This window comes from Streptomyces sp. NPDC058683 (assembly GCF_042716195.1).
GTDB lineage: Bacteria > Actinomycetota > Actinomycetes > Streptomycetales > Streptomycetaceae > Streptomyces.
In genome coordinates, this window is the sequence record NZ_JBHXSK010000013.1 from 209,938 (window position 1) to 230,317 (window position 20,380).

At 70.5% G+C, this 20,380-nt stretch carries 19 protein-coding genes; 10 read left to right on the forward strand and 9 right to left on the reverse strand.

The window, feature by feature from the left end; translation table 11 throughout:
- Window positions 1-41 precede the first annotated feature (41 nt).
- The 6 genes from ACFWXC_RS16780 to ACFWXC_RS16805 form a co-directional block, all read right to left on the reverse strand.
- On the reverse strand, window positions 42-1,037 hold the full coding sequence (locus ACFWXC_RS16780) for a hypothetical protein (protein ID WP_384479282.1): 996 nt from the start codon (window positions 1,035-1,037) through the stop codon (window positions 42-44).
- Between the two features lie 191 nt (window positions 1,038-1,228).
- On the reverse strand, window positions 1,229-3,703 hold the full coding sequence (locus ACFWXC_RS16785; protein ID WP_384479284.1) for a hypothetical protein: 2,475 nt from the start codon (window positions 3,701-3,703) through the stop codon (window positions 1,229-1,231).
- Window positions 3,700-5,424 carry a phosphate ABC transporter substrate-binding protein PstS gene (gene pstS / locus ACFWXC_RS16790; RefSeq protein WP_384479285.1) on the reverse strand — a complete coding sequence of 575 codons (1,725 nt, stop codon included), beginning with the start codon at window positions 5,422-5,424 and terminating at the stop codon, window positions 3,700-3,702. The genes ACFWXC_RS16785 and pstS overlap by 4 nt, the downstream gene beginning before the upstream one ends.
- Window positions 5,421-6,689 (reverse strand): phosphate ABC transporter permease PstA, encoded by a 1,269-nt coding sequence (gene pstA / locus ACFWXC_RS16795; RefSeq protein ID WP_384479287.1) that lies wholly within the window; start codon window positions 6,687-6,689, stop codon window positions 5,421-5,423. Before pstA ends, pstS begins: the two co-directional genes overlap by 4 nt.
- Window positions 6,690-6,704: 15 nt before the next feature.
- The gene (gene pstC / locus ACFWXC_RS16800; RefSeq protein WP_384479289.1) at window positions 6,705-7,721 is read right to left on the reverse strand and encodes a phosphate ABC transporter permease subunit PstC; all 1,017 of its coding nucleotides are present in this window, start codon (window positions 7,719-7,721) and stop codon (window positions 6,705-6,707) included.
- Window positions 7,722-7,921: 200 nt separating this feature from the next.
- A complete protein-coding gene (locus tag ACFWXC_RS16805) occupies window positions 7,922-8,308 on the reverse strand; it encodes a DUF1508 domain-containing protein (protein WP_384479291.1) in 387 nt (128 codons plus the stop codon).
- Window positions 8,309-8,740: 432 nt separating this feature from the next.
- Between ACFWXC_RS16805 and ACFWXC_RS16810 the strand changes: the two genes are divergently transcribed.
- Window positions 8,741-9,505 carry a calcium-binding protein gene (locus ACFWXC_RS16810; RefSeq protein ID WP_384479293.1) on the forward strand — a complete coding sequence of 255 codons (765 nt, stop codon included), beginning with the start codon at window positions 8,741-8,743 and terminating at the stop codon, window positions 9,503-9,505.
- A gap of 352 nt (window positions 9,506-9,857) precedes the next feature.
- On the opposite strand, the gene ACFWXC_RS16815 is transcribed toward ACFWXC_RS16810, so the two are convergent.
- Window positions 9,858-10,499: a PH domain-containing protein gene (locus tag ACFWXC_RS16815; protein ID WP_384479295.1), complete on the reverse strand. Its 642-nt coding sequence runs from the start codon at window positions 10,497-10,499 to the stop codon at window positions 9,858-9,860.
- 215 nt (window positions 10,500-10,714) lie between these two features.
- On the opposite strand from ACFWXC_RS16815, the gene deoC reads away from it, so the two are divergent.
- The 3 genes from deoC to ACFWXC_RS16830 are packed head-to-tail and all read left to right on the forward strand — an operon-like array spanning window position 10,715 to window position 14,027.
- Window positions 10,715-11,665 (forward strand): deoxyribose-phosphate aldolase, encoded by a 951-nt coding sequence (deoC, locus tag ACFWXC_RS16820; protein WP_384479334.1) that lies wholly within the window; start codon window positions 10,715-10,717, stop codon window positions 11,663-11,665.
- Between the two features lie 21 nt (window positions 11,666-11,686).
- Window positions 11,687-13,123, forward strand: coding sequence for an aldehyde dehydrogenase family protein (locus ACFWXC_RS16825; protein ID WP_384479297.1), 1,437 nt, complete (start codon window positions 11,687-11,689; stop codon window positions 13,121-13,123).
- Window positions 13,116-14,027, forward strand: coding sequence for an aldehyde dehydrogenase family protein (locus ACFWXC_RS16830; RefSeq protein ID WP_384479299.1), 912 nt, complete (start codon window positions 13,116-13,118; stop codon window positions 14,025-14,027). The genes ACFWXC_RS16825 and ACFWXC_RS16830 overlap by 8 nt, the downstream gene beginning before the upstream one ends.
- Before the next feature lie 72 nt (window positions 14,028-14,099).
- Here the strand turns inward: ACFWXC_RS16830 and ACFWXC_RS16835 are convergent, their stop codons facing one another.
- The gene (locus tag ACFWXC_RS16835; RefSeq protein ID WP_384479301.1) at window positions 14,100-14,507 is read right to left on the reverse strand and encodes a hypothetical protein; all 408 of its coding nucleotides are present in this window, start codon (window positions 14,505-14,507) and stop codon (window positions 14,100-14,102) included.
- 127 nt (window positions 14,508-14,634) lie between these two features.
- On the opposite strand from ACFWXC_RS16835, the gene ACFWXC_RS16840 reads away from it, so the two are divergent.
- Window positions 14,635-15,279: a uridine kinase gene (locus ACFWXC_RS16840; protein WP_384479303.1), complete on the forward strand. Its 645-nt coding sequence runs from the start codon at window positions 14,635-14,637 to the stop codon at window positions 15,277-15,279.
- Window positions 15,280-15,543: 264 nt separating this feature from the next.
- Here ACFWXC_RS16840 and ACFWXC_RS16845 read toward each other — a convergent pair whose 3' ends face one another.
- Complete coding sequence (locus ACFWXC_RS16845) at window positions 15,544-16,305, reverse strand: SigE family RNA polymerase sigma factor (RefSeq protein ID WP_384479305.1); 762 nt, start codon at window positions 16,303-16,305, stop codon at window positions 15,544-15,546.
- A 240-nt stretch (window positions 16,306-16,545) separates the two neighbouring features.
- On the opposite strand from ACFWXC_RS16845, the gene afsQ1 reads away from it, so the two are divergent.
- From afsQ1 to ACFWXC_RS16870, 5 genes are all read left to right on the forward strand, one after another.
- Window positions 16,546-17,223 carry a two-component system response regulator AfsQ1 gene (gene afsQ1, locus ACFWXC_RS16850; protein ID WP_174855921.1) on the forward strand — a complete coding sequence of 226 codons (678 nt, stop codon included), beginning with the start codon at window positions 16,546-16,548 and terminating at the stop codon, window positions 17,221-17,223.
- A complete protein-coding gene (locus ACFWXC_RS16855; RefSeq protein ID WP_384479307.1) occupies window positions 17,220-18,785 on the forward strand; it encodes an ATP-binding protein in 1,566 nt (521 codons plus the stop codon). Before afsQ1 ends, ACFWXC_RS16855 begins: the two co-directional genes overlap by 4 nt.
- A complete protein-coding gene (locus ACFWXC_RS16860) occupies window positions 18,785-19,387 on the forward strand; it encodes a hypothetical protein (protein WP_384479309.1) in 603 nt (200 codons plus the stop codon). Before ACFWXC_RS16855 ends, ACFWXC_RS16860 begins: the two co-directional genes overlap by 1 nt.
- Window positions 19,388-19,482: 95 nt before the next feature.
- Window positions 19,483-20,034 (forward strand): VanZ family protein, encoded by a 552-nt coding sequence (locus tag ACFWXC_RS16865; protein WP_384479336.1) that lies wholly within the window; start codon window positions 19,483-19,485, stop codon window positions 20,032-20,034.
- A 111-nt stretch (window positions 20,035-20,145) separates the two neighbouring features.
- Window positions 20,146-20,343, forward strand: a complete 198-nt coding sequence (locus tag ACFWXC_RS16870; protein ID WP_361305479.1) for a PspC domain-containing protein — start codon at window positions 20,146-20,148, stop codon at window positions 20,341-20,343.
- Window positions 20,344-20,380 lie beyond the last annotated feature (37 nt).

Here is a 20,380-nt window from a genome sequence, read left to right on the forward strand (position 1 = left end):
GGTGCCCGGCCGTTACGCGGGGATCAGACGATGCGCACGGATCAGCGCTCGCCCGTGGTGCCGGTGTCGCCGCAGTTGCTCAGGGTGCCGAAGCCGTACTTGGTGATCGTGGTGGGGTCGGAGCAGACCTTCGAGGCGGAGCCGACGAAGGTCTCGGCGACGACGCTGTTGGTGAGGTTGGCGGTCGGGACGACGTTGTAGACGTTCCGCAGGAAGGCGGGGGTGAAGGCGCTGTTGAGCGCGATCGCCGTGCCCGAGCCCGTGGTGGGGGCGGTGCTGTTGATGTTGCGCAGGCGCGACTCACCACGGCGGTTCGGAACGTCCGAGAGGCCCTTGCCCTGGGCGATCCACTGGGCGATCGAGTACGGCATCAACTGGTTGGCGTTGACGATCGCCTCGCCGTTGTGCTCCTGGATCGTGCCGTCGACGCAGCTGCCCAGGTCGGCCTCGGTGAGGCCCAGGGCCTGCAGCCAGAACGAGCGGGTGCCGGAGCCGGACTGCGGAAGCAGCGGCTGCGCGTTCGGGAACTCGGTGGAGGTGCACTTGTAGATCGCGGCCAGCTGCGCCGTGGTCAGGTTCGTCGGCAGGGTGCTGCCCAGGTCGGTGGCGTAGGTGACACCGTCCTTGGCGAACGGGATGAAGGTCAGGTCGTTGGTGCTGGTGTCCGCCGGGCCGCGCGAGGAGCGGGCGAAGTCGATGCACTGGGTGCCCGCGGCCAGGTCGGCGTTCAGCGCGTTGATGCCGGCCGAGGAACCGTCGGGGCGCGCGACGGTGTCACAGCCGGTCGCCTTGGTCTTGATCGTGGACGTGCCGGTCGCGTTCCACGACGCGATGATCTTGCCGCTGGCGTTGGTCACCGTGGAGGACTCGCTCAGGCCGTTCACCACGTACTGCGTGGTGTCCGAGCCGACACCCGCGAGCTGACGGTAGTCGGTGACCGGGGTCGGATCGGCGGACGCCGGGGAGGTGAGGATTCCGAGACCGAGAGCCGCGGCACCGAAAACAGCGCCGACCTTGGCGTAGGACTTGACGTTCACTTCTGAACCCCTTGTTTTCTGGTTTTCGAAGACTGGACGTTCAAGCTGAATCCGGAACACTGAAATAAGAATCCGGATTTTTGTGCTGCCGACCCGCCGGCCGGCCACCGCATACGCTTCCATCAATTCCACGCGGTGACCAACCAATTCCCGACGAGAGAAAGGTTACGGGGAGGCTTCCTAGGTATCTCCTAGGGAATCCGTCGATGGGCGAGGCGAAGCAGCAGAGGACCCGAAAGTCCTGCCGCACCGCCGAGGAAAAGAACGACGAGCAAAACCCAGCGAATAATCCCCATGACCTCTGCGGGGGTGACTCCGCTCTGGCTGCTCGCGACGGGCTGCTGCGGCCCCGAGGACGGCGACGCGGAACTGTTCGCGGCGGCCGCCTGCGACGGGTTGGCGGTGCCGCCCCCGCCGGCTCCGCCCGCGGTCCCTCCACCGGTGCCCGTGCCGCCGGAGACCCCTCCGGTGCCGGACCCGGAGCCGGATCCCCCGGAGCCGTCCTCCCCGGGTGGGGCGGAGGTGGAGTCGCCCGTGGTGGTGCCCTGCTCCAGGGCGTTCGCGGCGGTCACGGCCTGCGCGCGCTGCTCGGCCGGCAACGGCGCGTACCCGTAGGGAAGTTGGCCCGCCGCCAGGCCCTGGGTCTGGCCCGCCCCGGCCACGTACCTGATGAACTGCGCGTACGCCTTGCGGGTCGCGGTGTCCTGGTTCATCGAGGCCGCGGCGTAGGCCACGGCCGTCAGCGGGTAGGCCTGGCCCTTGGCGCGCGCCGGATCGGGGTCGAGCACGGTGGCGTCCACGGACGACGGCTTCATGGCCTCGACTCCGGCCGTAAGAGTGCCGGCCGAGGGCTTGACGAAGGTGCCGTCCGCGTTGCGCAGGGCCGCCGTCTTCAGTCCGTAGCGCTCCGCCGACGCGGTGTCGACGAACGCCAGGACGGCGCGTCTGCCCGGCGGGGACACGTCGTTGCCCAGCTTGGCCGGGCTTCCGTTGCCCCCGGGCTGCCATACGACGGTGCGGTTGTTGTTGCCCCGGACGGTGCGCACCGCCCCGTCGTGCAGGTCCGCCGTGTACGGGTCCAGGTCGGTCAGGGTGTAGGTCAGCGGGGGGGTGCTGTTGTTGGCGAGGGCGTTCGGTGTCGTCGGGTCCACCTTGGGGTAGTCGGTGAGCTCGGTGCTCTTCGCCAGGTCCAGATCCTTGAAGTAGGGATTCACCTTCGTACCCCAGGGGTCCGGCTTCCCGGACAGGAAGTCCCGGGCGTCCGCGTCGGACTGGAGCCAGTTCCAGACCAGGCGGGTGGTGTCGGAACTCTGCAGCGGCACCATGAGGCTTCTCGGCGTTCCCTGCAGCGTGGGAAAGTCCGGATTCAGCTCCTGGAATTCCTTGTCGTCGACGAAAGCGTCCGGATTCCCTTTCAGATGGTCGGGCTTCGTATTGAGCGACACGTCCTTCACATAGGAATGAGTGAGCATCTTGGCGACGAGCCGTGGCGTCAGCTTCATGTCCTGGACGACACCGTCCGGGCCCTCGATGAAGAACGCGATCGCCACTCCGGACACCGCCACCGGCGCCTCCACGACCTTGGCCGCGGCATTGTTCTGAGCGACCGGGTCGACGGTGAAGCCGAGCAGGGGAGCATCGGACGTCGTGTTCAGTACCTGGCTCCTGGCCACTTCCTCCCCTCCCTGGGTGAAGGAGAAGGTGCTCCCCGTGACCGAGCACAGCTTCGGCTGCCAGGACGTGACGGCGTCCGTCGCCAGTTCGGAGCCGGCCGTGGTCCGCTCCGGCTGGCCCGTCGGGCAGAACTCGTCGACCGGCTGGAAGGACAGCGGGACGACCATCCGCTGGGCCCAGTTGGTGGCGGACAGCGGCGAGGTGAAGAGAATGGGCTCACGGCCGCCACCGGCGTTCAGGACATCCGTACCGTCCGCGTCGTGCGTGCCGCGCGGCACGACGACCAGCCAGCACGACCGCGGAACGGGGTCGCTGCCGGCGGGCGCGGTGTTCGCACCGCATCCGAGGTGGGGGGCTTCCACCGCGTCCTGTATCTCGAAGTTCACCTCCCCGGTGCCGTTGGCGAAGGTGCGGTTGGCGGCCTGCTCGTTCGTGTCCAGCGGACCGAAGTAGGTAGTGTCCGTGGACGACGTGGTGGCCGGGAGTCCGCCGACGGGCTGGAAGGGAACGAAGGCGTTCGCACCGGTGTACTGCGTCTCCCCCGGGTCGTAGTGGTTGGCGGCCTCGGGGTCGGCGAAGACCTTCCTCGTCCCGGCGGTGGAACCCCTGATCACGTCATCGCCCAGGCCCGTGCTGCCGAACTCGCACTGCTCGCGGGTGGGCCCGGCCGGATCGTCTCCCCAGCACTGCATGATCTGCAGGTAGTCGTACTGGAAGACGTTGTCCGACGTCGGAGCGCCGCCTGTCCAGCTGACCCGGACCCCCTGCGACCGCAGCCCCTTCGTCTGGCCGACGGTCACCTTCAGCTTGGAGAAGTCGTCGTGCGGGCCCTTCTTGCCCGTCACCGTCACCGCGGAGTCCTCGCCGCCCGCCGCCGCGGCGGGGGTCGTGAGGGGCGGGACCGGGAGCAGGGCCAGGACGAGTCCGGCCAGCAGGGCTCCCACGGCGACGACGACGCGCGGCCGGGGCCGCAGGTTCGGCGCGGTGCTCATGCCGCACCGCCCTTGCGCCGGTTCCGGCCCGCCATCAGCCGGGCGACCACGGGCGGGCCGACGACCACGCCGACCAGGAGCACGGCCGACAGCGCCATCAGCGCGGTGCGCAGGCCCATGGAGTCGTCCGAGGCCAGGGAGACCGGACTGGCGGCCACCGAGGTGTCCCCGGTGTTCTGGCCGCCGCCGAGCGCCTCACCGGTGTCGGGGTCGATACCGCCGGCCGTGCCGCCCGAGGCGGTGGAGCCGCCCGTCGTACCGCCGGTGGCGCCGCCCGTCGTCGTACCGCCCGTGCCCGTCGAGCCCGAGCCGCCCGTCGAGGACGAGCCGCCGGTCGTGCCGGAGCCGCCCGAGGCGCTGCCGCCGGAGCCGGAGCCGCCCGTGCTGGAGCCGTTGCTGACCTGCGTGGGCGTCTTGTTGCCGCCGGTGCCGGTCGCGCACTGGTCCGACCCCTTCTTGTCGCACGCCTGCGGGTAGGGGGCGTTCTGCAGCAGTACGTTCTTCCCGCCGGAGAAGGTCGGGTTGTTGCACTTGCTGATGTCGATGTTCCCCGCCACCGCACCCGGGATCTTCTTCGTCTGGTCCATGGCCGCCTGCACCAGGTTCTTCGGCAGCGGCGAGTAGCCGAGCCGGTCCGCCAGTTGCTGGCCCTCGCAGAGGAAGTAGTCGTTGAACGTGCTCAGCGTCGCGCCCTTGGCCTTGGTGAAGCCCATCTCCTCCTTGGTCGGGATGATCATGTAGCTGTAGGAGGAGAGCGGGTAGGTGCGCTTGTCGCCGTACGTGTAGACGGAGTCCAGGTTCTGGGTGAGGTAGTTCGCGGAGCGGGGGTCGTTGTTGATCTGGGCCTTGGTGAGCGCGACGGCCACGCTGGAGGCGGTCGGCTCGATGTAGTAGCCGGCCTTGTTGAGGACCTTGGCCACCGGGAAGCCCGCGTTGCGCGCGTAGGAGTACTCGACGTAGGTGATGGCGCCCTCGGCCTGGGGCTGCTTGGTGTAGCCGGCGACGCCGAGCGACTGCGACTGGGCGACGAAGCCCGAACCGGGGATCACCGGGAAGTACGACGTCAGACCGCAGGGCGTGGACTTGCCCGCCCGGCGGCAGTAGTCGTTCCACAGGGAGCCGTACTGCTTGGACATCCACAGGCTGAACTGCGCGGTCGTACCGGAGCCGTCGGAGCGGACGACCGGGACGATCCGGCGGGCGGGAAGGTTCAGCTTGGGGTTGTCCGCCTTGATCTCCGGCGCGTTCCACTGGGTGAGCTTCCCGGTGAAGATCTTGGTGATGACGTCTCCGGACAGCCGGAGGTTGGTCACCTGCCTGCCGCCGATCTTCAGGTTGTACATGAACGACGTACCGCCGGCCACGATCGGCATGTAGGCGTACTTGCGCTGCGGCGGAGCCTCCGTCGTGCCGAACTCGGTGAGGCCGTAGGGGATCTCGGACACACCGAAGTCGGAGGTGCCGTTCGCGAACTGGGTACGGCCGACCGACGAGCCGACGGCCGAGTAGTTGACGGTGAGTCCCTGCTGCTTGACGTTACGGCGCCACTGCTCGATGGCGTTGGAGCTCCACGTCGAGCCGGATCCGCTGATCTTGACGTAGGTGGCGGCGAAGGCACCCGGCGGGTGCAGCGCCAGCAGCACGCAGACCAGGGCGACGCAGATCGCCAGCGCCTGGTACACGCGCGTAGCGCCCGGGCGTCGGACAGATGCGGGTATCACGGGGTGCTCCTCGTCGGTGCGGGTCTGACGGACGGCTGGGCGGTGCCGGCGTGGGCCGCGAAGCGCCGGGCGTCGCGGCGGGACGCCTTCACCCGGCGGTGCTCCTGACGGCGGGTCAGCTGTCCCGGCCCGCGGCCGCCGATGACGCGGGCGATGACGAACAGGACGAGCACCAGCACCAGCAGCACCGCGGCGGTGCCGAAGCCGCGGGCGATGTAGGTGGGCTCGGGGGACTTGACCAGTTCGAAGGTGGCCAGCGGGAGCGACACCATCGGGTCGTGCAGCGGATCGGTGTTCAGCTCCGCGGTGTATCCGGCGGTCAGCAGGACCGGCGAGGTCTCGCCCACCCCGCGGGCCGTGCCCAGGATGATCGCCGTCATCAGTCCGGACCGTGAGGTGGGCAGCACCACGTGCCACACCGTGCGCCACCGCGAGGTGCCGAGCGCGTACGAGGCCTCCCGCAGCGTGCCCGGGACCAGCCGGATCACCACGTCCGACGCGCGGATGATGATCGGCAGCATCATCACGGAGATCGCCAGCGCGGCCGCGAGGCCGGAGCGGTCGAAGCCCAGCGCCAGGATGAAGGTCGCGTAGATGAACAGGCCGGCGACGATGGACGGCAACGCTGTCATCGCCTCGACGATGGTGCGGACGAACCGGCTGAAGGCGCCCGGCACCTCGTTGAGGAAGACCGCGCACACCAGTCCGGACGGGATGCAGATCACCAGGGCGATGGAGATCTGCCACAGGGTGCCGACGATCGCGTGCAGGATGCCGCCGACGCTGAGCGGCTCGATCGGGCCTGCGTCGGCCATCGACTGGGTGTAGAAGTTCAGGTGCGGCAGCGCGTCGCGGCCCTCGTAGATGGTGTAGACGATCACGAAGGCCAGGACGGCGATCATCACCACGCCGAGGCTCTGGACGACGGCGGCGGCCACCCGGTCGCGCACCGCGGGCCCGTCCTCGTCGAAGGAGACCAGCAGCGCGTACAGGCCGAGGAAGAGCACGTAGGCGATCACGATGAAGCCCAGTGCGCCGTTGAAGGGCAGCAGCCGGTCGAACATCAGCCAGGTGACGGCGAGGGACGCGGCGGCGGCGCCGAGCATGGCGTACACGTCGGTCGCGCGCAGCGTCGACAGGTTGCGGCGTGACTCGGTGAGCCCGCCGCGGCGTTCGGGCAGCCGGGTGCGCGGCGCCGGCGGTTCGGCGGGCGTCGTCCGCGGTCCCTGGTCGCCGGGTGGGCTCTGTGCGGTGGTGACGGTCATCGGGGCTGGTTCTCCTCAGGAGTCGCTGGTCGCGCCGGAGCGGCTGCGGGCGACGATCGACGACGCGACGAAGTTGACGACGAGGGTCATCAGGAACAGCGCGAGGCCCGCGGCCATCAGCGCCGACATGCCGATCTCGCTCGCCTCGCCGTAGCGCAGGGCGATCAGCGAGGAGACCGAGCTGGTGCCGTTCTGGAGGATGTGCGGCTGGATCGCGAACACCGGCGAGATGATCAGGTACACGGCGATGGTCTCGCCGAGCGCCCGGCCCAGGCCCAGCATGGTGCCGCCGATGATGCCGCCCTTGCCGAAGGGCAGGACGACGCTGCGGATCATGCCCCAGCGGTTGGCGCCGAGCGCGTACGCGCCCTCCCGTTCGCCGACCGGGGCCTGCGAGAACACCTCGCGCATCACCGAGCAGATGATCGGCGCGACCATCAGCGACACGACCATGCCGGCGATGAAGGTGGAGGAGGTGTAGACGGTGGCGGTGGCGAGCGGGTCGCGCGGATCGGCGCCGTCGACCTCGAAGAGCGGTATCCATCCGAAGTACGTGGAGATCCAGCGCGACAGGGAGACCACGTGCCCCTGGAAGAAGAACAGCCCCCACAGGCCGTAGACCACCGAGGGCACGGCGGCCATCAGGTCCACGATGCTGACGAGGGTCCGGCGGAGCCGCGGCGGGGCGTACTCGGAGATGTACAGCGCCGTGCCGAGCGCCAGCGGTACGGCGAACGCGATGGCGACGAGCGCGATGAGGATCGTGCCGACGAGCACGGCCGCGATACCGAAATGGCCGCCGTCCGGCTCCCAGGCCTCGGTGGTGACGAAGCCCCACTTCGCGACCGACAGGGCCTGCCAGGCCCGGTAGGTGAGAAAGCCGCCGACGAGCAGCATGATGGCCAGCACCAGGGCACCGCCGCCCCGCAGAGCACCCCTGAACACCCGGTCCGGGACGCCCGGATCGGCGTACAGGCGTCTCGGCGGGTCCTCCACCGGACCCAGTGGTCGCTCGTCTATTCGCGTCGTCACATGGGTCGACGCTCCTGAGGCCTGATGGACTTCCGCACACGCGCAAGTGAACGAGGCGTCCCCGAGAGGCAACTTCCGGGATTGACGTGAACGCGGCGATAGGAGGAACGCAAAAGGGTCTGAACCCACCGTTGTGGCGGGTTCGGACCCCTGTTGCGCATTGCCCCCCGTGGCGAACTGCCGAAACGACGGCAGAACCGTCAGTCCATGTCCTCCCAAGCGATCATGGCGCCTGCCCCGATATCGACCAGGAGACCCCGGAATCGCTCATAGGCGGCCTGACAGGTCGAATGCCGCTCATAGGCGCGCGACGACACGGCCAGCGCGCCGCCGGCCGGATCACGCAACCGCCAGACCCAGCCGTTGCCTTCGGAGGTGTGGTGCACACCCCCGGGTAATCCGACGACATCGGCGCACATTCGCTCGAACGCCGTTCGACACTCCTCGTAGCTGCGGTACGTCAGGGCCGCCACGGCGATCACCCGTCCGTTCGTGGCCGTGAGCCGCCACAGGTAACTTCCGTCTGCGGATATGTCTATCTGGCAGCGCGTGCCAGGTACGGCCGCGCCCCCCTGTCTTGCCGCCATCCATCCCCACCCCTGCCGTTCCCGTTGTCAGGAAGGCCGCACGTTCGGACGCTGGTTCGTCCTCCATGCGGCACCCGCAGGGTAGTGAGACGCGAGTGACAACGATTGCCCCCTCTTTAATGTACCGAGCATGCTTCACCCAATGGTTGCCCCTCGTTCATACAGCTGTCCCACAGGGCCGCCCGCCGGGCGCGGTACGCGTAGGTGGCCGCCAGGTCCGCTGAAATTAGGGTCGAGTTTTCCCTTCGGTTTTCCATGGAATCGACGCAGCCGATATTCGCCCGCACTTCTCTTTAGCGGAAAAACACCGATCCCCTTAGACAACCATCGAAAGCATTCCAAAATCTCCACTCGGTGAGTACGCTGCACACGTCAATTCGGGCCCGGCTACCGGGAATTGGCCGGCCATGGCATTCAGACTGGGGAATTCGCATGCGCATTTACTCTGCCGTCGCCGCCGCGTGCGGCGTCGTGGCCCTGTCCGCCCTCGCCGTTCCGGCCGCACACGCGGACGAGCAGTACGGCGACACCTACGTCACCGGGGTCGTCGTCAACAACGGTGACCCCGTCGTCGTCGGTACGGACGCGAGAACCGTCTCGGTCGCGGTCACCGCGACCGACCCGACCGGCCTCTCGGAGATCAACGCCACGCTGTACCACGGCGCGTACGCCGCCCAGGACAGCACGGTTCCGGCCGCGACGGACTGCGCCCCCACCGCCGACGCCACCACCACCTGCACCCTGACCTTCAACCTCACCCCGGGCACCGCTCCGGCCGACGACGCGCTGGCCGGCACCTGGAGCGTCAGCGCGTACGCGATCGGCGCCGACGGCGACGCCCAGTTCCTGGAGAGCGCGGCCACGTTCGCCCTGAAGCGCGACAGCCGGCTGACCGTCGACGCCACCCCCGAGCCGGTGAAGTGGGGCAAGCTCCTCACGGTCAAGGGCGACGTGCAGAACGCGGGCTGGGCGACCGGCGCGTTCGCCGCGGCCGGGGCCGGCCAGTCCGTCGAACTCCAGTTCCGTGCCGCGGGCTGCAGCACCTGGAGCACCCTGAAGACCGCCGCCACCGCCGCGGACGGCACCGTCTCCACCACGGTCCGCGCGTACACGGACGGCGACTACCGGTGGTCCTACGCCGGCACGGCCACGACCGCCGCCGCGGTCTCCCCGTCCGACTACGTCAACGTCCGCTGACACCCACCGGAGAAAACCCCTGAACCACGGTGCCGGGCCACCCACGACGGTGAGCCCGGCACCGGCATGCGGGGGCGGGGCAGAGGGCGCGGGACCGGCCGGGGCAGAGCGTGCGGGGCCGACCGGGGCAGAGCGTGCAGGCGCGGGGACGGGGCCAGGGATGCGTCGACGAGGCCGAGGGTCCGGCACCGAGCGTGCGGGGGCGGAGCCGGGGCAGAGGGCGCGCTGGCGAGGCCGAGGGTCCGGCACCGAGACGGAGGTGCGGGCCGGGCCCGAGGGCCCGGCGACGAGGCGCGGGTGCGGGTGCGGGTGCGGGTCGACGCGGTGCCGGCGGGTGCCGGACCGGGCCCGGTCAGCCGATCGCCAGCAGGATCACCAGGAGCACCGCTCCCGCGATCGCCGGTGCCGCCACCTCGTACGCCCAGCGGACCGTGACCTCGCCCTGCGCGGACTCGGCCTCGCCCCGCTGCTCCAGCAGCTGCCGCAGGTCGTCCATGATCTTGTCGGTCTCCGCGCGCAGCGGCCCGGCCGCGCCGCTCGGCTCCCGCAGGCCCCCGAACACGCGCCCGGTGGACCCGGTCCGCCCGCCCTGCGCGTCCGACTCCGCCTTCGTCTGCCGGCGCGCCGCCTTCTTGCGGCTGCGCAGGGAGACGGGGATCGCCCACAGCTGGTACTTCGCGCCCGACTTGACGATCACCTCGTTCGAGTAGCCGGAGCGCAGGGCGGCGATCTCCCCCCACGGCAGCGTGATCACCCGGAACGGGTTGCGTACCCGCAGCCGGTCCTCGCCCGCGAACACCGCCGGGCGCAGGGTGAACGCCACCACCAGCGGCACGAGCAGGATCAGCGCGGCCAGGGCGAGCCAGGGGGTGTGGCCGTGGCCCCGGAGCAGCGCGTCGATGCCCAGCCAGCCGACGATGGCGAGCAGGAGTACGCCGCCGATCAGCGCCTGGGGCGAGCGGTAGATGCGGTCCTTGACGAGGGGCGTGGTCATGCGGCGATTCTGCCTCAGCTGTGCGCCTTCGCGCCGTGCGGGATGCGTGCAGCTGCGCCGGGGCGGGTGGTCCGTGGTTGCTCGCGCCCACGCGGCGGCAGCCGGGGATCGATACAGCCCCGTGCTCCAGGGGCGCCCGCCCAGCCGCCCCTGATAAGAACCGCACCCTCGGGGTGTACAGCCGCTACGCGCGTAGATATGCTCGGGTGGTGACCATGCCCACCACCGCACCCCACGCACTTGCTGACGTCACCGCGTCCGACAGCACGCTGCGCCGCTTCCTCCACGGGCTGCCCGGCGTCGACGCGGTCGGCCTGGAGGCGCGTGCCGCCTCCCTCGGCACCCGTTCCATCAAGACCACCGCGAAGGCGTACGCCATCGACCTCGCCATCTCGATGGTCGACCTGACGACGCTGGAAGGCGCGGACACCCCGGGCAAGGTCCGGGCGCTCGGCGCCAAGGCGGTCCACCCGGACCCGACGGACCGTACGACCCCCGCCACGGCCGCCGTCTGTGTCTATCCCGACATGGTGGCCACCGCCAAGGAGGCCGTCGCCGGCTCCGGTGTCAAGGTCGCCTCGGTCGCCACCGCCTTCCCGGCGGGCCGCGCGGCGCTGCCGGTCAAGCTCGCCGACGTGCGGGACGCCGTGGCCGCGGGTGCCGACGAGATCGACATGGTCATCGACCGCGGCGCGTTCCTCGCGGGGAACTACCGCAAGGTGTTCGACGAGATCGTCGCCGTGAAGGAGGCCTCGGGCGCCGCCCGGCTCAAGGTCATCTTCGAGACCGGGGAGCTGTCGACGTACGACAACATCCGCCGGGCCTCCTGGCTGGGCATGCTCGCCGGCGCCGACTTCATCAAGACCTCCACCGGCAAGGTGGCGGTGAACGCGACCCCGGCGAACACCCTGCTCATGCTGGAGGCCGTGCGCGACTTCCGCGCGCAGACCGGTGTCCAGGTCGGCGTCAAGCCCGCCGGCGGCATCCGGACCAGCAAGGACGCGATCAAGTTCCTCGTCCTGGTGAACGAGACCGCGGGCGCGGACTGGCTGGACAACCACTGGTTCCGCTTCGGCGCCTCCTCGCTCCTGAACGACCTGCTGATGCAGCGTCAGAAGCTGGCCACCGGCCGCTACTCCGGCCCCGACTACGTGACGGTGGACTGATCGACCATGGCCAAGGAAAAGATGACCACCGCATTCGAGTACGCACCGGCGCCCGAGTCCCGCTCCGTCGTCGACATCGCGCCCGCCTACGGCCTCTTCATCGACGGCGAGTTCACCGACTCGGCCGAGGGCAAGGTCTTCAAGACCGTCAGCCCCAGCACGGAGGAGGTCCTCTCCGAGGTCGCCCGAGCGGGTGCCGAGGACGTCGACCGGGCCGTCAAGGCCGCCCGCAAAGCCTTCGAGAAGTGGTCCGCGCTGCCGGGCTCCGAGCGCGCCAAGTACCTCTTCCGCATCGCCCGGATCATCCAGGAGCGCAGCCGTGAGCTGGCCGTCCTGGAGACGCTGGACAACGGCAAGCCGATCAAGGAGACCCGCGACGCGGACCTGCCCCTGGTCGCCGCGCACTTCTTCTACTACGCGGGCTGGGCCGACAAGCTCGACCACGCCGGTTTCGGCGCGGACCCGCGCCCGCTCGGCGTCGCCGGCCAGGTCATCCCCTGGAACTTCCCGCTCCTGATGCTGGCGTGGAAGATCGCCCCGGCGCTGGCCACCGGCAACACGGTCGTCCTCAAGCCGGCGGAGACCACGCCCCTGTCGGCGCTCTTCTTCGCGGACATCTGCCGCCAGGCGGGCCTGCCCAGGGGCGTCGTCAACATCCTCCCCGGCTACGGCGACGCGGGCGCCGCGCTCGTCGCCCACCCGGAGGTGAACAAGGTCGCCTTCACCGGCTCCACCGCCGTCGGCAAGGAGATCGCGCGCACGGTCGCCGGCAGCCGCAAGAAGCTCACCCTCGAACTGGGCGGCAAGGGCGCGAACATCGTCTTCGACGACGCCCCCATCGACCAGGCGGTCGAGGGCATCGTCACCGGCATCTTCTTCAACCAGGGCCAGGTCTGCTGCGCGGGCTCCCGGCTCCTCGTCCAGGAGTCGATCCACGACGAGCTGCTCGACTCCCTGAAGCGCCGGCTGTCCACCCTTCGCCTCGGCGACCCGCTGGACAAGAACACCGACATCGGCGCGATCAACTCCGAGGAGCAGCTCGCGCGCATCACCTCCCTCGTCGAGCAGGGCGAGGCGGAGGGCGCCGAGCGCTGGTCCCCGGCCTGCGAGATCCCGTCCGCCGGCTACTGGTTCGCCCCGACGCTCTTCACGAACGTCACCCAGGCCCACACCGTCGCCCGCGACGAGATCTTCGGCCCGGTCCTGTCGGTCCTGACCTTCCGCACGCCCGACGAGGCCGTGGCGAAGGCCAACAACACGCCCTACGGCCTGTCCGCCGGCATCTGGACCGAGAAGGGCTCGCGGATCCTCGCCGTCGCGAACAAGCTGCGCGCGGGCGTGATCTGGTCCAACACGTTCAACAAGTTCGACCCCACCTCGCCGTTCGGCGGGTACAAGGAGTCGGGCTTCGGCCGCGAGGGCGGCCGTCACGGCCTGGAGGCGTACCTCGATGTCTGAGAAGCCCAAGAACACTGAGCAGCAGCGTCTGAGCGTCTTCAAGACCTACAAGCTGTACGTCGGGGGCAAGTTCCCCCGCAGCGAGAGCGGCCGGGTGTACGAGGTGACCGACTCGAAGGGCAACTGGCTGGCCAACGCGCCGCAGTCGAGCCGTAAGGACGCCAGGGACGCGGTCGTGGCCGCGCGCAAGGCGTTCGGCGGCTGGTCCGGCGCGACGGCGTACAACCGCGGTCAGGTCCTCTACCGCGTCGCGGAGATGCTGGAGGGCCGCCGGGACCAGTTCGTGCGCGAGGTCGCGGACGCCGAGGGCCTCGGCAAGTCCAGGGCGGCCGCCGTGGTGGACGCGACCATCGACCGCTGGGTCTGGTACGCGGGCTGGACCGACAAGATCGCCCAGGTGATCGGGGGCGGCAACCCGGTCGCGGGCCCGTTCTTCAATCTCTCCTCCCCCGAGCCGACCGGCGTGGTGGCGGTCCTGGCTCCGCAGGAGTCGTCGTTCCTGGGCCTGGTGTCCGTGGTCGCGCCCGTGATCGCGACCGGCAACACGGCGGTCGTCATCGCCGGCGAGAAGTGCCCGCTCCCGGCCCTCTCCCTGGCCGAGGTGCTCGCCACCTCCGACGTCCCCGGCGGAGTCGTCAACATCCTGTCCGGCCGTACGGCGGAGATCGCGGCGCCGCTCGCCGCCCACCAGGACGTCAACGCGATCGACCTCGCGGGCGCCGACGAGGCGCTGGCGAAGGAGCTGGAGATCGCGGCGGCCGACAACCTCAAGCGCGTGCTTCGTCCACAGCCTGTGGACGACTGGACGCGGACCCCGGGCACCGAGCGCATGACGGCGTTCCTGGAGACGAAGACGGTCTGGCACCCGACGGGGGCGCTGGGCGCGTCAGGGTCTTCCTACTGATCCGTATCCGTACGTGGGGAACTGCGGGCCGCCCGTGGCTGGTCGCGCAGTTCCCCACGCCTTGCGGGGCGCTCAACTCCCCGCGTTGTCCAGCGCCTGCCCCACCATCGGAATCGCCCCGACCGACGGGGCCTGCGCCACCGGCCCCGTCAGCATCCTCGACGTCAGCGGCTTGAAGTCCGCCACCTGCGTCCCCACCCCGTTGTCCAGGGGGTCGACACCCGTCCCCGCCAGCGGGTTGGGCTTCAGCCCCGCCACCGGCCCCGTGACGTACGGCAGTACGGCCCCCAGCGCCTGCAGGCCCGCCTTCGGGTCGATGTGACCGAGCGAGGTGGGCCGGGTCCGCACCAGGGGGTCCATGACGGCCTGGGTGTCCGCGGCGGCTGTAGCGGCGCCCGCGCCGAGCGCGACGCCTGCCGTGGCGAGTGCCACCAGGGCGCGTTGGGCGGTCGGAGTCGGGAAGGACGCGGTTCGGGCCATTGCTGATGCCACCTTCGGATGCACAGGGTGATCGTGTCGGCACTCAGGGTAGTTGAGGTGTGACTCACGCTCCAAAGCCGACCCGCGGGGTCGGCAGGAGGCCCCCCATGCGTCAAACTGGTGTTCCGTGAGCCTTCATCTCCCGTCCCCCGCCCGCGTCGTGCTGCTGTGCGGCCCCTCCGGCTCGGGCAAGTCACTCGTCGCCGCCCGCTCCGGGCTGCCCGTGCTGCGCCTCGACGACTTCTACAAGGAGGGCGACGACCCGACCCTGCCGCTGGTGGCGGGAAGTTCGGACATCGACTGGGACCACCCGGAGTCCTGGGACGCGGAGGTCGCGGTCGAGGCCATCGCCCAGCTCTGCGCCACCGGATCGACGCCGGTGCCGCTGTACGACATCGCACTGAGCGCCCGTACCGGCGAGGAGACGGTGCACATCGGCCGTACCCCGTTGTTCATCGCGGAGGGCATCTTCGCCGCCGAGATCGTGGAGCGCTGCCGGAAGCTGGGGCTGCTGGCCGACGCGCTCTGCCTGAACCGGGGCCCGATGCGGACCTTCCGGCGGCGCTTCCTGCGCGATCTCAAGGAGGGCCGCAAGTCGGTGCCGTTCCTGCTGCGCCGCGGCTGGCGGCTGATGCGCGCGGAGCGGGCGATCGTGTCCCGCCAGGTGTCGCTGGGCGCCCACCCGTGCGACCGGGACGAGGCACTGGGCCGACTGGCGGCGGCCGCCGTCGGGCGCCACGGGAGAGCGAAGACCACCGCAACCATTGATTGAGGAACCACGACGGCGAGCAACCACGTCCGCGAGAGCGGCGCCGGTTTAGGCGCAAAGGGGCGCGGGACTGGATGGACCCCCCGGCCCTCCAGTCCCGCTCCCCCGTCGCTCCGCCGAACACCCCCGTGTCCCCCGTGGCGGAGCTCCCCCGTGCTTTCCCCCGCGAGTCCCCCCGGACTCGCTTCCCCCATGGGCCCTGACTCGCGTCCCCCGTGAGTCCCCCCTGGGCCCTCCCCGTCGGGATCCCCCCGGATCCCCTTACCTTCAGGCGACAAGCTCCCCGAAGGCGTTCTCCTCGTCACGGCCGAAGCTGAGGACCTCGTCCTCGCGCAGCCGGCGGAGCGACCGCCAGATGCTGGACTTCACCGTGCCGACACTGATGTCGAGGATCTCCGCGATCTCCGGGTCCGTGCGGCCCTCGTAGTAGCGCAGGACCAGCATGGTGCGCTGGAGTTCGGGGAGCCGGGCCAGCGCCTGCCACAGGACCGCGCGCAGCTCGGTGCCGCTCATCGCGTCCGTGTCACCGGGCGTCTCCGGCAGTTCCTCGGTCGGGTACTCGTTGAGCTTGCGGCGCCGCCAGGCGCTGATGTGCAGGTTGGTCATCGTCCGCCGCAGATAACCGCCCACGGCCGCCTTGTCGCTGATCCGGTCCCAGGCCTTGTAGGTCGAGAACAGCGCGCTCTGCAGCAGATCCTCGGCCTCGAAGCGGTCACCGGTCAGGTGGTAGGCGGTCGCGTACAGGGAGGCGCGGCGCTCCTGGACGTAGGCGGTGAACTCCGCCTCGGTCAGCGAGCGACGCTCCCCCGTGCCCTCCCCGTATGCGGATCCCCCGACCGTGCCCATGGCGGCTGCCGCCGCCGGCTCCCCCGTGAAGCCGTCAACCACCGCCATGAAGGCGGTGTGCTGACGTCCGGTGCTGCGAGCGCACCCCCGCCCGCTCACGGCACCGGACTTCTCGGAACCCCGGTGCACGTCGTGCAGGCGCGTGATCACTGCGCTGGTGCTGTGGCCTTGCAGCGTGTTCATCTCGCGCCCCCCGTCGTGGACTTCCGGTAGTTCGGCTTGCTCGGGCGGTTTCCCTGCCCGTGCCGAGAACTCTGCCGGGCCACCTTCACGGCCTTATCCGCCGACTGTCACAGACCTGTCACAGGGGTTCGGCACAGAGAGTCCACACGAGATGCACAGATGGTGGCGCTAGAGAGGTTTGCGGGCAGCTACCAGCCGCACAGGTCGTACGACAGGCCCCGCATGGGCCAGAATGAGCCCGTGCCTTCCCTGTTGCTGATCGAGGACGACGACGCCATCCGTACGGCCCTGGAGCTCTCACTGACGCGCCAGGGGCACCGGGTGGCCACCGCTGCGACCGGTGAGGACGGTCTGAAGCTGTTGCGCGAGCAGCGGCCCGATCTGATCGTCCTCGACGTCATGCTGCCCGGCATCGACGGGTTCGAGGTGTGCCGGCGGATCCGGCGCACGGACCAGCTGCCGATCATTCTGCTGACCGCGCGCAGCGACGACATCGACGTGGTGGTCGGGCTGGAGTCCGGGGCCGACGACTATGTCGTCAAACCCGTCCAGGGCCGGGTGCTCGACGCCCGGATCCGGGCCGTGCTGCGCCGCGGGGAGCGGGAGTCCAGCGACTCGGCGACCTACGGCAACGTCGTCATCGACCGGTCCGCGATGACCGTGACGAAGAACGGCGAGGATCTCCAGCTGACGCCGACCGAGCTGCGGCTGCTGCTCGAACTGAGCCGGCGGCCCGGGCAGGCGCTGTCCCGGCAGCAACTGCTGCGGCTGGTCTGGGAACACGACTACCTCGGTGACTCCCGGCTCGTGGACGCCTGCGTGCAGCGGCTGCGCGCCAAGGTGGAGGACGTGCCCTCCTCCCCGACCCTGATCCGTACCGTGCGTGGTGTCGGCTACCGCCTGGACGCTCCTCAGTGACGGACCGGCAAGGGGGTTTCCGCGGCTGGGCCGTGGATCGCAAGGGAGCCGTGTCCCGGCTGCGCTTCACCAGCCTGCGGCTGCGGCTCGTCGTGGTCTTCGGGCTCGTCGCGCTGACCGCGGCGGTGTCCGCGTCCGGCATCGCGTACTGGCTGAACCGCGAGGCCGTGCTCACCCGTACCCAGGACGCGGTGCTGCGCGACTTCCAGCAGGAGATGCAGAACCGGGCCGGCGTGCTGCCCATCCATCCCAGCCAGGACGAACTCCAGCGCACGGCCGGCCAGATGGCCAACAGCAGCCAGCGCTTCAGCGTGTTACTGGTCGGCCGGGACCCGGACGGCAAGACGGTGTACGGCAGTTCGGACGGGCTGAGCGCGTTCGCGCTCGACGACGTGCCCCGGTCGCTGCGCAAGGCCGTCGACAAGCAGCAGAAGCTGACCGACTCCGACAGGTCGGCCTACCACCTGTACTGGCAGCGGGTCGTCGACCACGGCACGCCGTACCTGGTGGCCGGGACGCGGCTGATCGGCGGCGGGCCGACCGGCTACATGATGAAGTCCCTGGAGCCGGAGGCGAAGGACCTCAACTCGCTGGCGTGGTCGCTGGGTATCGCCACCGGGCTCGCGCTCATCGGCTCGGCGCTGCTCGCGCAGGCCGCCGCCACCACCGTGCTGAAGCCCGTGCACCGGCTGGGCGTCGCCGCGCGGCGGCTCGGCGAGGGCAAGCTGGACACCCGGCTGCGGGTGTCGGGGACGGACGAACTCGCCGATCTCTCACGGACGTTCAACGACGCGGCCGAGGCACTGGAGAAACGGGTCGACGACATGGCCGCGCGGGACGACGCCTCGCGTCGCTTCGTCGCCGACATGAGCCACGAACTCCGGACGCCGCTCACCGCGATCACCGCCGTGACCGAGATCCTGGAGGAGGAACTGGAGGCGGAGTCGGGGTCGATGGACCCGATGATCGAGCCCGCCGTCCGGCTGGTCGTCAGCGAGACGCGCCGCCTCAACGACCTCGTCGAGAACCTGATGGAGGTCACCCGCTTCGACGCCGGTACGGCCCGGCTGGTCCTCGACGACGTCGACATCGCCGACCAGATCACCGCCTGCATCGACGCCCGTGCCTGGCTGGACGCGGTGGACCTGGACGCCGAGCGCGGTATCCACGCCCGCCTGGACCCGCGCCGCCTCGACGTCATCCTCGCCAACCTGATCGGCAACGCGCTCAAGCACGGCGGTTCGCCGGTACGGGTGTCGGTGCGCATGGACCAGGAAGAAGGCGGGGACCTGGTGGTCGCCGTACGCGACCACGGTCCGGGCATCCCCGAGGACGTCCTGCCGCACGTCTTCGACCGGTTCTACAAGGCGAGCGCCTCCCGGCCGCGCTCCGAGGGCAGCGGCCTGGGCCTGTCCATCGCGACCGAGAACGCCCGCATCCACGGCGGCACGATCACCGCCGCCAACTCCCCCGAGGGCGGCGCGGTGTTCACCCTGCGGCTGCCCCGGGACGCCTCGACGCTGACCGAGGAGAGCCAGGACGCCGGGGAGAAGGACGCCTGATGCACGTACCAAGACTCCTGGCCGTCGCCGGACTGGCGCTCGCGCTCTCCGGGTGCGGGATCCGGGCCACCGAGGTGCCCACCGACTTCGGCGGGGCGCCCTCGCGGGTGCCGTGCTCGATGACCCAGCCGGATCTGTCGGCGCAGTCCGCGCGCGGGGTGCCGGTGCAGGTGTTCCTGCTGTGCGGCTCCTCGCTGGTGACCGTGGACCGGGAGGTGCGGGTCCCGGAGGGCACGGCGGACGCGCAGCGGCGGGTGATCGTCGCCCAGGGGCTCCTTGACGAGCTCGCGGAGACGCCCACGGCCGCCGAGAAGGCGGCGGGCTACACGACGTACGTGCGCGGCGGGATGTCGGTCGTCGGGCCCCGGGCCGGGGATCCCGAGGACACGCTGCGGCTGAGCACCTCGCCGGCGCAGCTGACGGCGTACGCGCTGGGCCAGATCGTGTGCACGCTCTCCGACTCGGCCGCGGCCGAGGGCGACGGTTCGGTGATCCTGGGCGGGCCGGGGCGGGAGCCGCTGCTGCGGTACGAGTGCACGGACGCGGTCCGGAACTCGCCGAGTGGGAACCGGCCGCCGGCCACCGAGGTTTCCTCTGGGTGAGGGGTGTCCTGCGGGGCGCGCCTTGAGGACCGTGTGTCCGAGGCCTCACCCACTTATCCGGAACCGTTCGCGTGCGCGGGCGCGTCTACGGGGGCGTGCAGCGTCAAGGCTCCATCGGCGGCAGCGCCGCGATCCGCGTCCGTGTGACAGGGGGTGTCCTCCTTGTCGCACATCTCGCGTTCGTCGCCTGGCTGATGCTGCGGCCACTGGACGTGCCGTGGGTGATGCCCGCCAACCTGCACCCGTTCGCCGGTATCCGCGCCGACCTGGCGCTGGGCCCGCGCGAGGCGGCCCACCGGATCGGTGAGGGCCTCGCACTGCTCGCCCCGCTGGGCGTGCTGCTCCCGATGGTGCACGGCCGTCTCCGTGTCTCCCCGCTCGCCTCCCTGGTCCGTACCGCGGCCGCGGGCGCCCTGATCTCGCTCGGCATAGCCCTGTTGCAGACCGGGGTGCCGGGACGGGTGGTGGACGTCGACTCGGTCCTCCTCAACACGGTCGGCGTGATCGTCGCGCATCTGGCGGTGGTCCCGGCGGCCCGCGCCCGGCTCCGCAGGCAGCGTGCGCGGCGGCGGCCGGCGGCCCTCCCCCAGGAGGACGCGGCTCAGGGTCGTACCCCGACGATTCCCAGGGTCGGGATCGCCCCGTAGAGCGACGCTTCGACCCGGTTCGTCTCCGTACCGTGGAGGGCAGATGAGGGGCCGCACGGGCCGCCTCGAACCGGACGCTCACAGCGCCGGACACTCACGAAGGAGACGCGGATGTCCAGGCTCGCCCGCCCCACCCATGGCCGCATGATCGGCGGAGTGTGCGCCGCGCTGGCCCGGCGCTTCGGCACCTCGGCGACCACGATGCGGGTGATCTTCCTGCTGTCCTGCCTGCTGCCGGGGCCGCAGTTCCTGCTCTACATCGCGCTGTGGATCCTCCTCCCCTCGGAGGAGAAGGCCGCCGCCTGGTAACACCCGCGCACGGCAACGCCGTTGGGGCGCCCCGGAG

Coding starts and splice junctions, on each gene's coding strand:
- ACFWXC_RS16785 (WP_384479284.1), bottom strand. CDS start 3,703: ATGAGCACCGCGCCGAACCTGCGGCCCCGGCCGCGCGTCGTCGTCGCC.
- pstA (WP_384479287.1), bottom strand. CDS start 6,689: ATGACCGTCACCACCGCACAGAGCCCACCCGGCGACCAGGGACCGCGG.
- ACFWXC_RS16805 (WP_384479291.1), bottom strand. CDS start 8,308: ATGGCGGCAAGACAGGGGGGCGCGGCCGTACCTGGCACGCGCTGCCAG.
- ACFWXC_RS16810 (WP_384479293.1), top strand. CDS start 8,741: ATGCGCATTTACTCTGCCGTCGCCGCCGCGTGCGGCGTCGTGGCCCTG.
- ACFWXC_RS16815 (WP_384479295.1), bottom strand. CDS start 10,499: ATGACCACGCCCCTCGTCAAGGACCGCATCTACCGCTCGCCCCAGGCG.
- deoC (WP_384479334.1), top strand. CDS start 10,715: ATGCCCACCACCGCACCCCACGCACTTGCTGACGTCACCGCGTCCGAC.
- ACFWXC_RS16825 (WP_384479297.1), top strand. CDS start 11,687: ATGACCACCGCATTCGAGTACGCACCGGCGCCCGAGTCCCGCTCCGTC.
- ACFWXC_RS16830 (WP_384479299.1), top strand. CDS start 13,116: ATGTCTGAGAAGCCCAAGAACACTGAGCAGCAGCGTCTGAGCGTCTTC.
- ACFWXC_RS16835 (WP_384479301.1), bottom strand. CDS start 14,507: ATGGCCCGAACCGCGTCCTTCCCGACTCCGACCGCCCAACGCGCCCTG.
- ACFWXC_RS16845 (WP_384479305.1), bottom strand. CDS start 16,305: ATGAACACGCTGCAAGGCCACAGCACCAGCGCAGTGATCACGCGCCTG.
- ACFWXC_RS16860 (WP_384479309.1), top strand. CDS start 18,785: ATGCACGTACCAAGACTCCTGGCCGTCGCCGGACTGGCGCTCGCGCTC.
- ACFWXC_RS16870 (WP_361305479.1), top strand. CDS start 20,146: ATGTCCAGGCTCGCCCGCCCCACCCATGGCCGCATGATCGGCGGAGTG.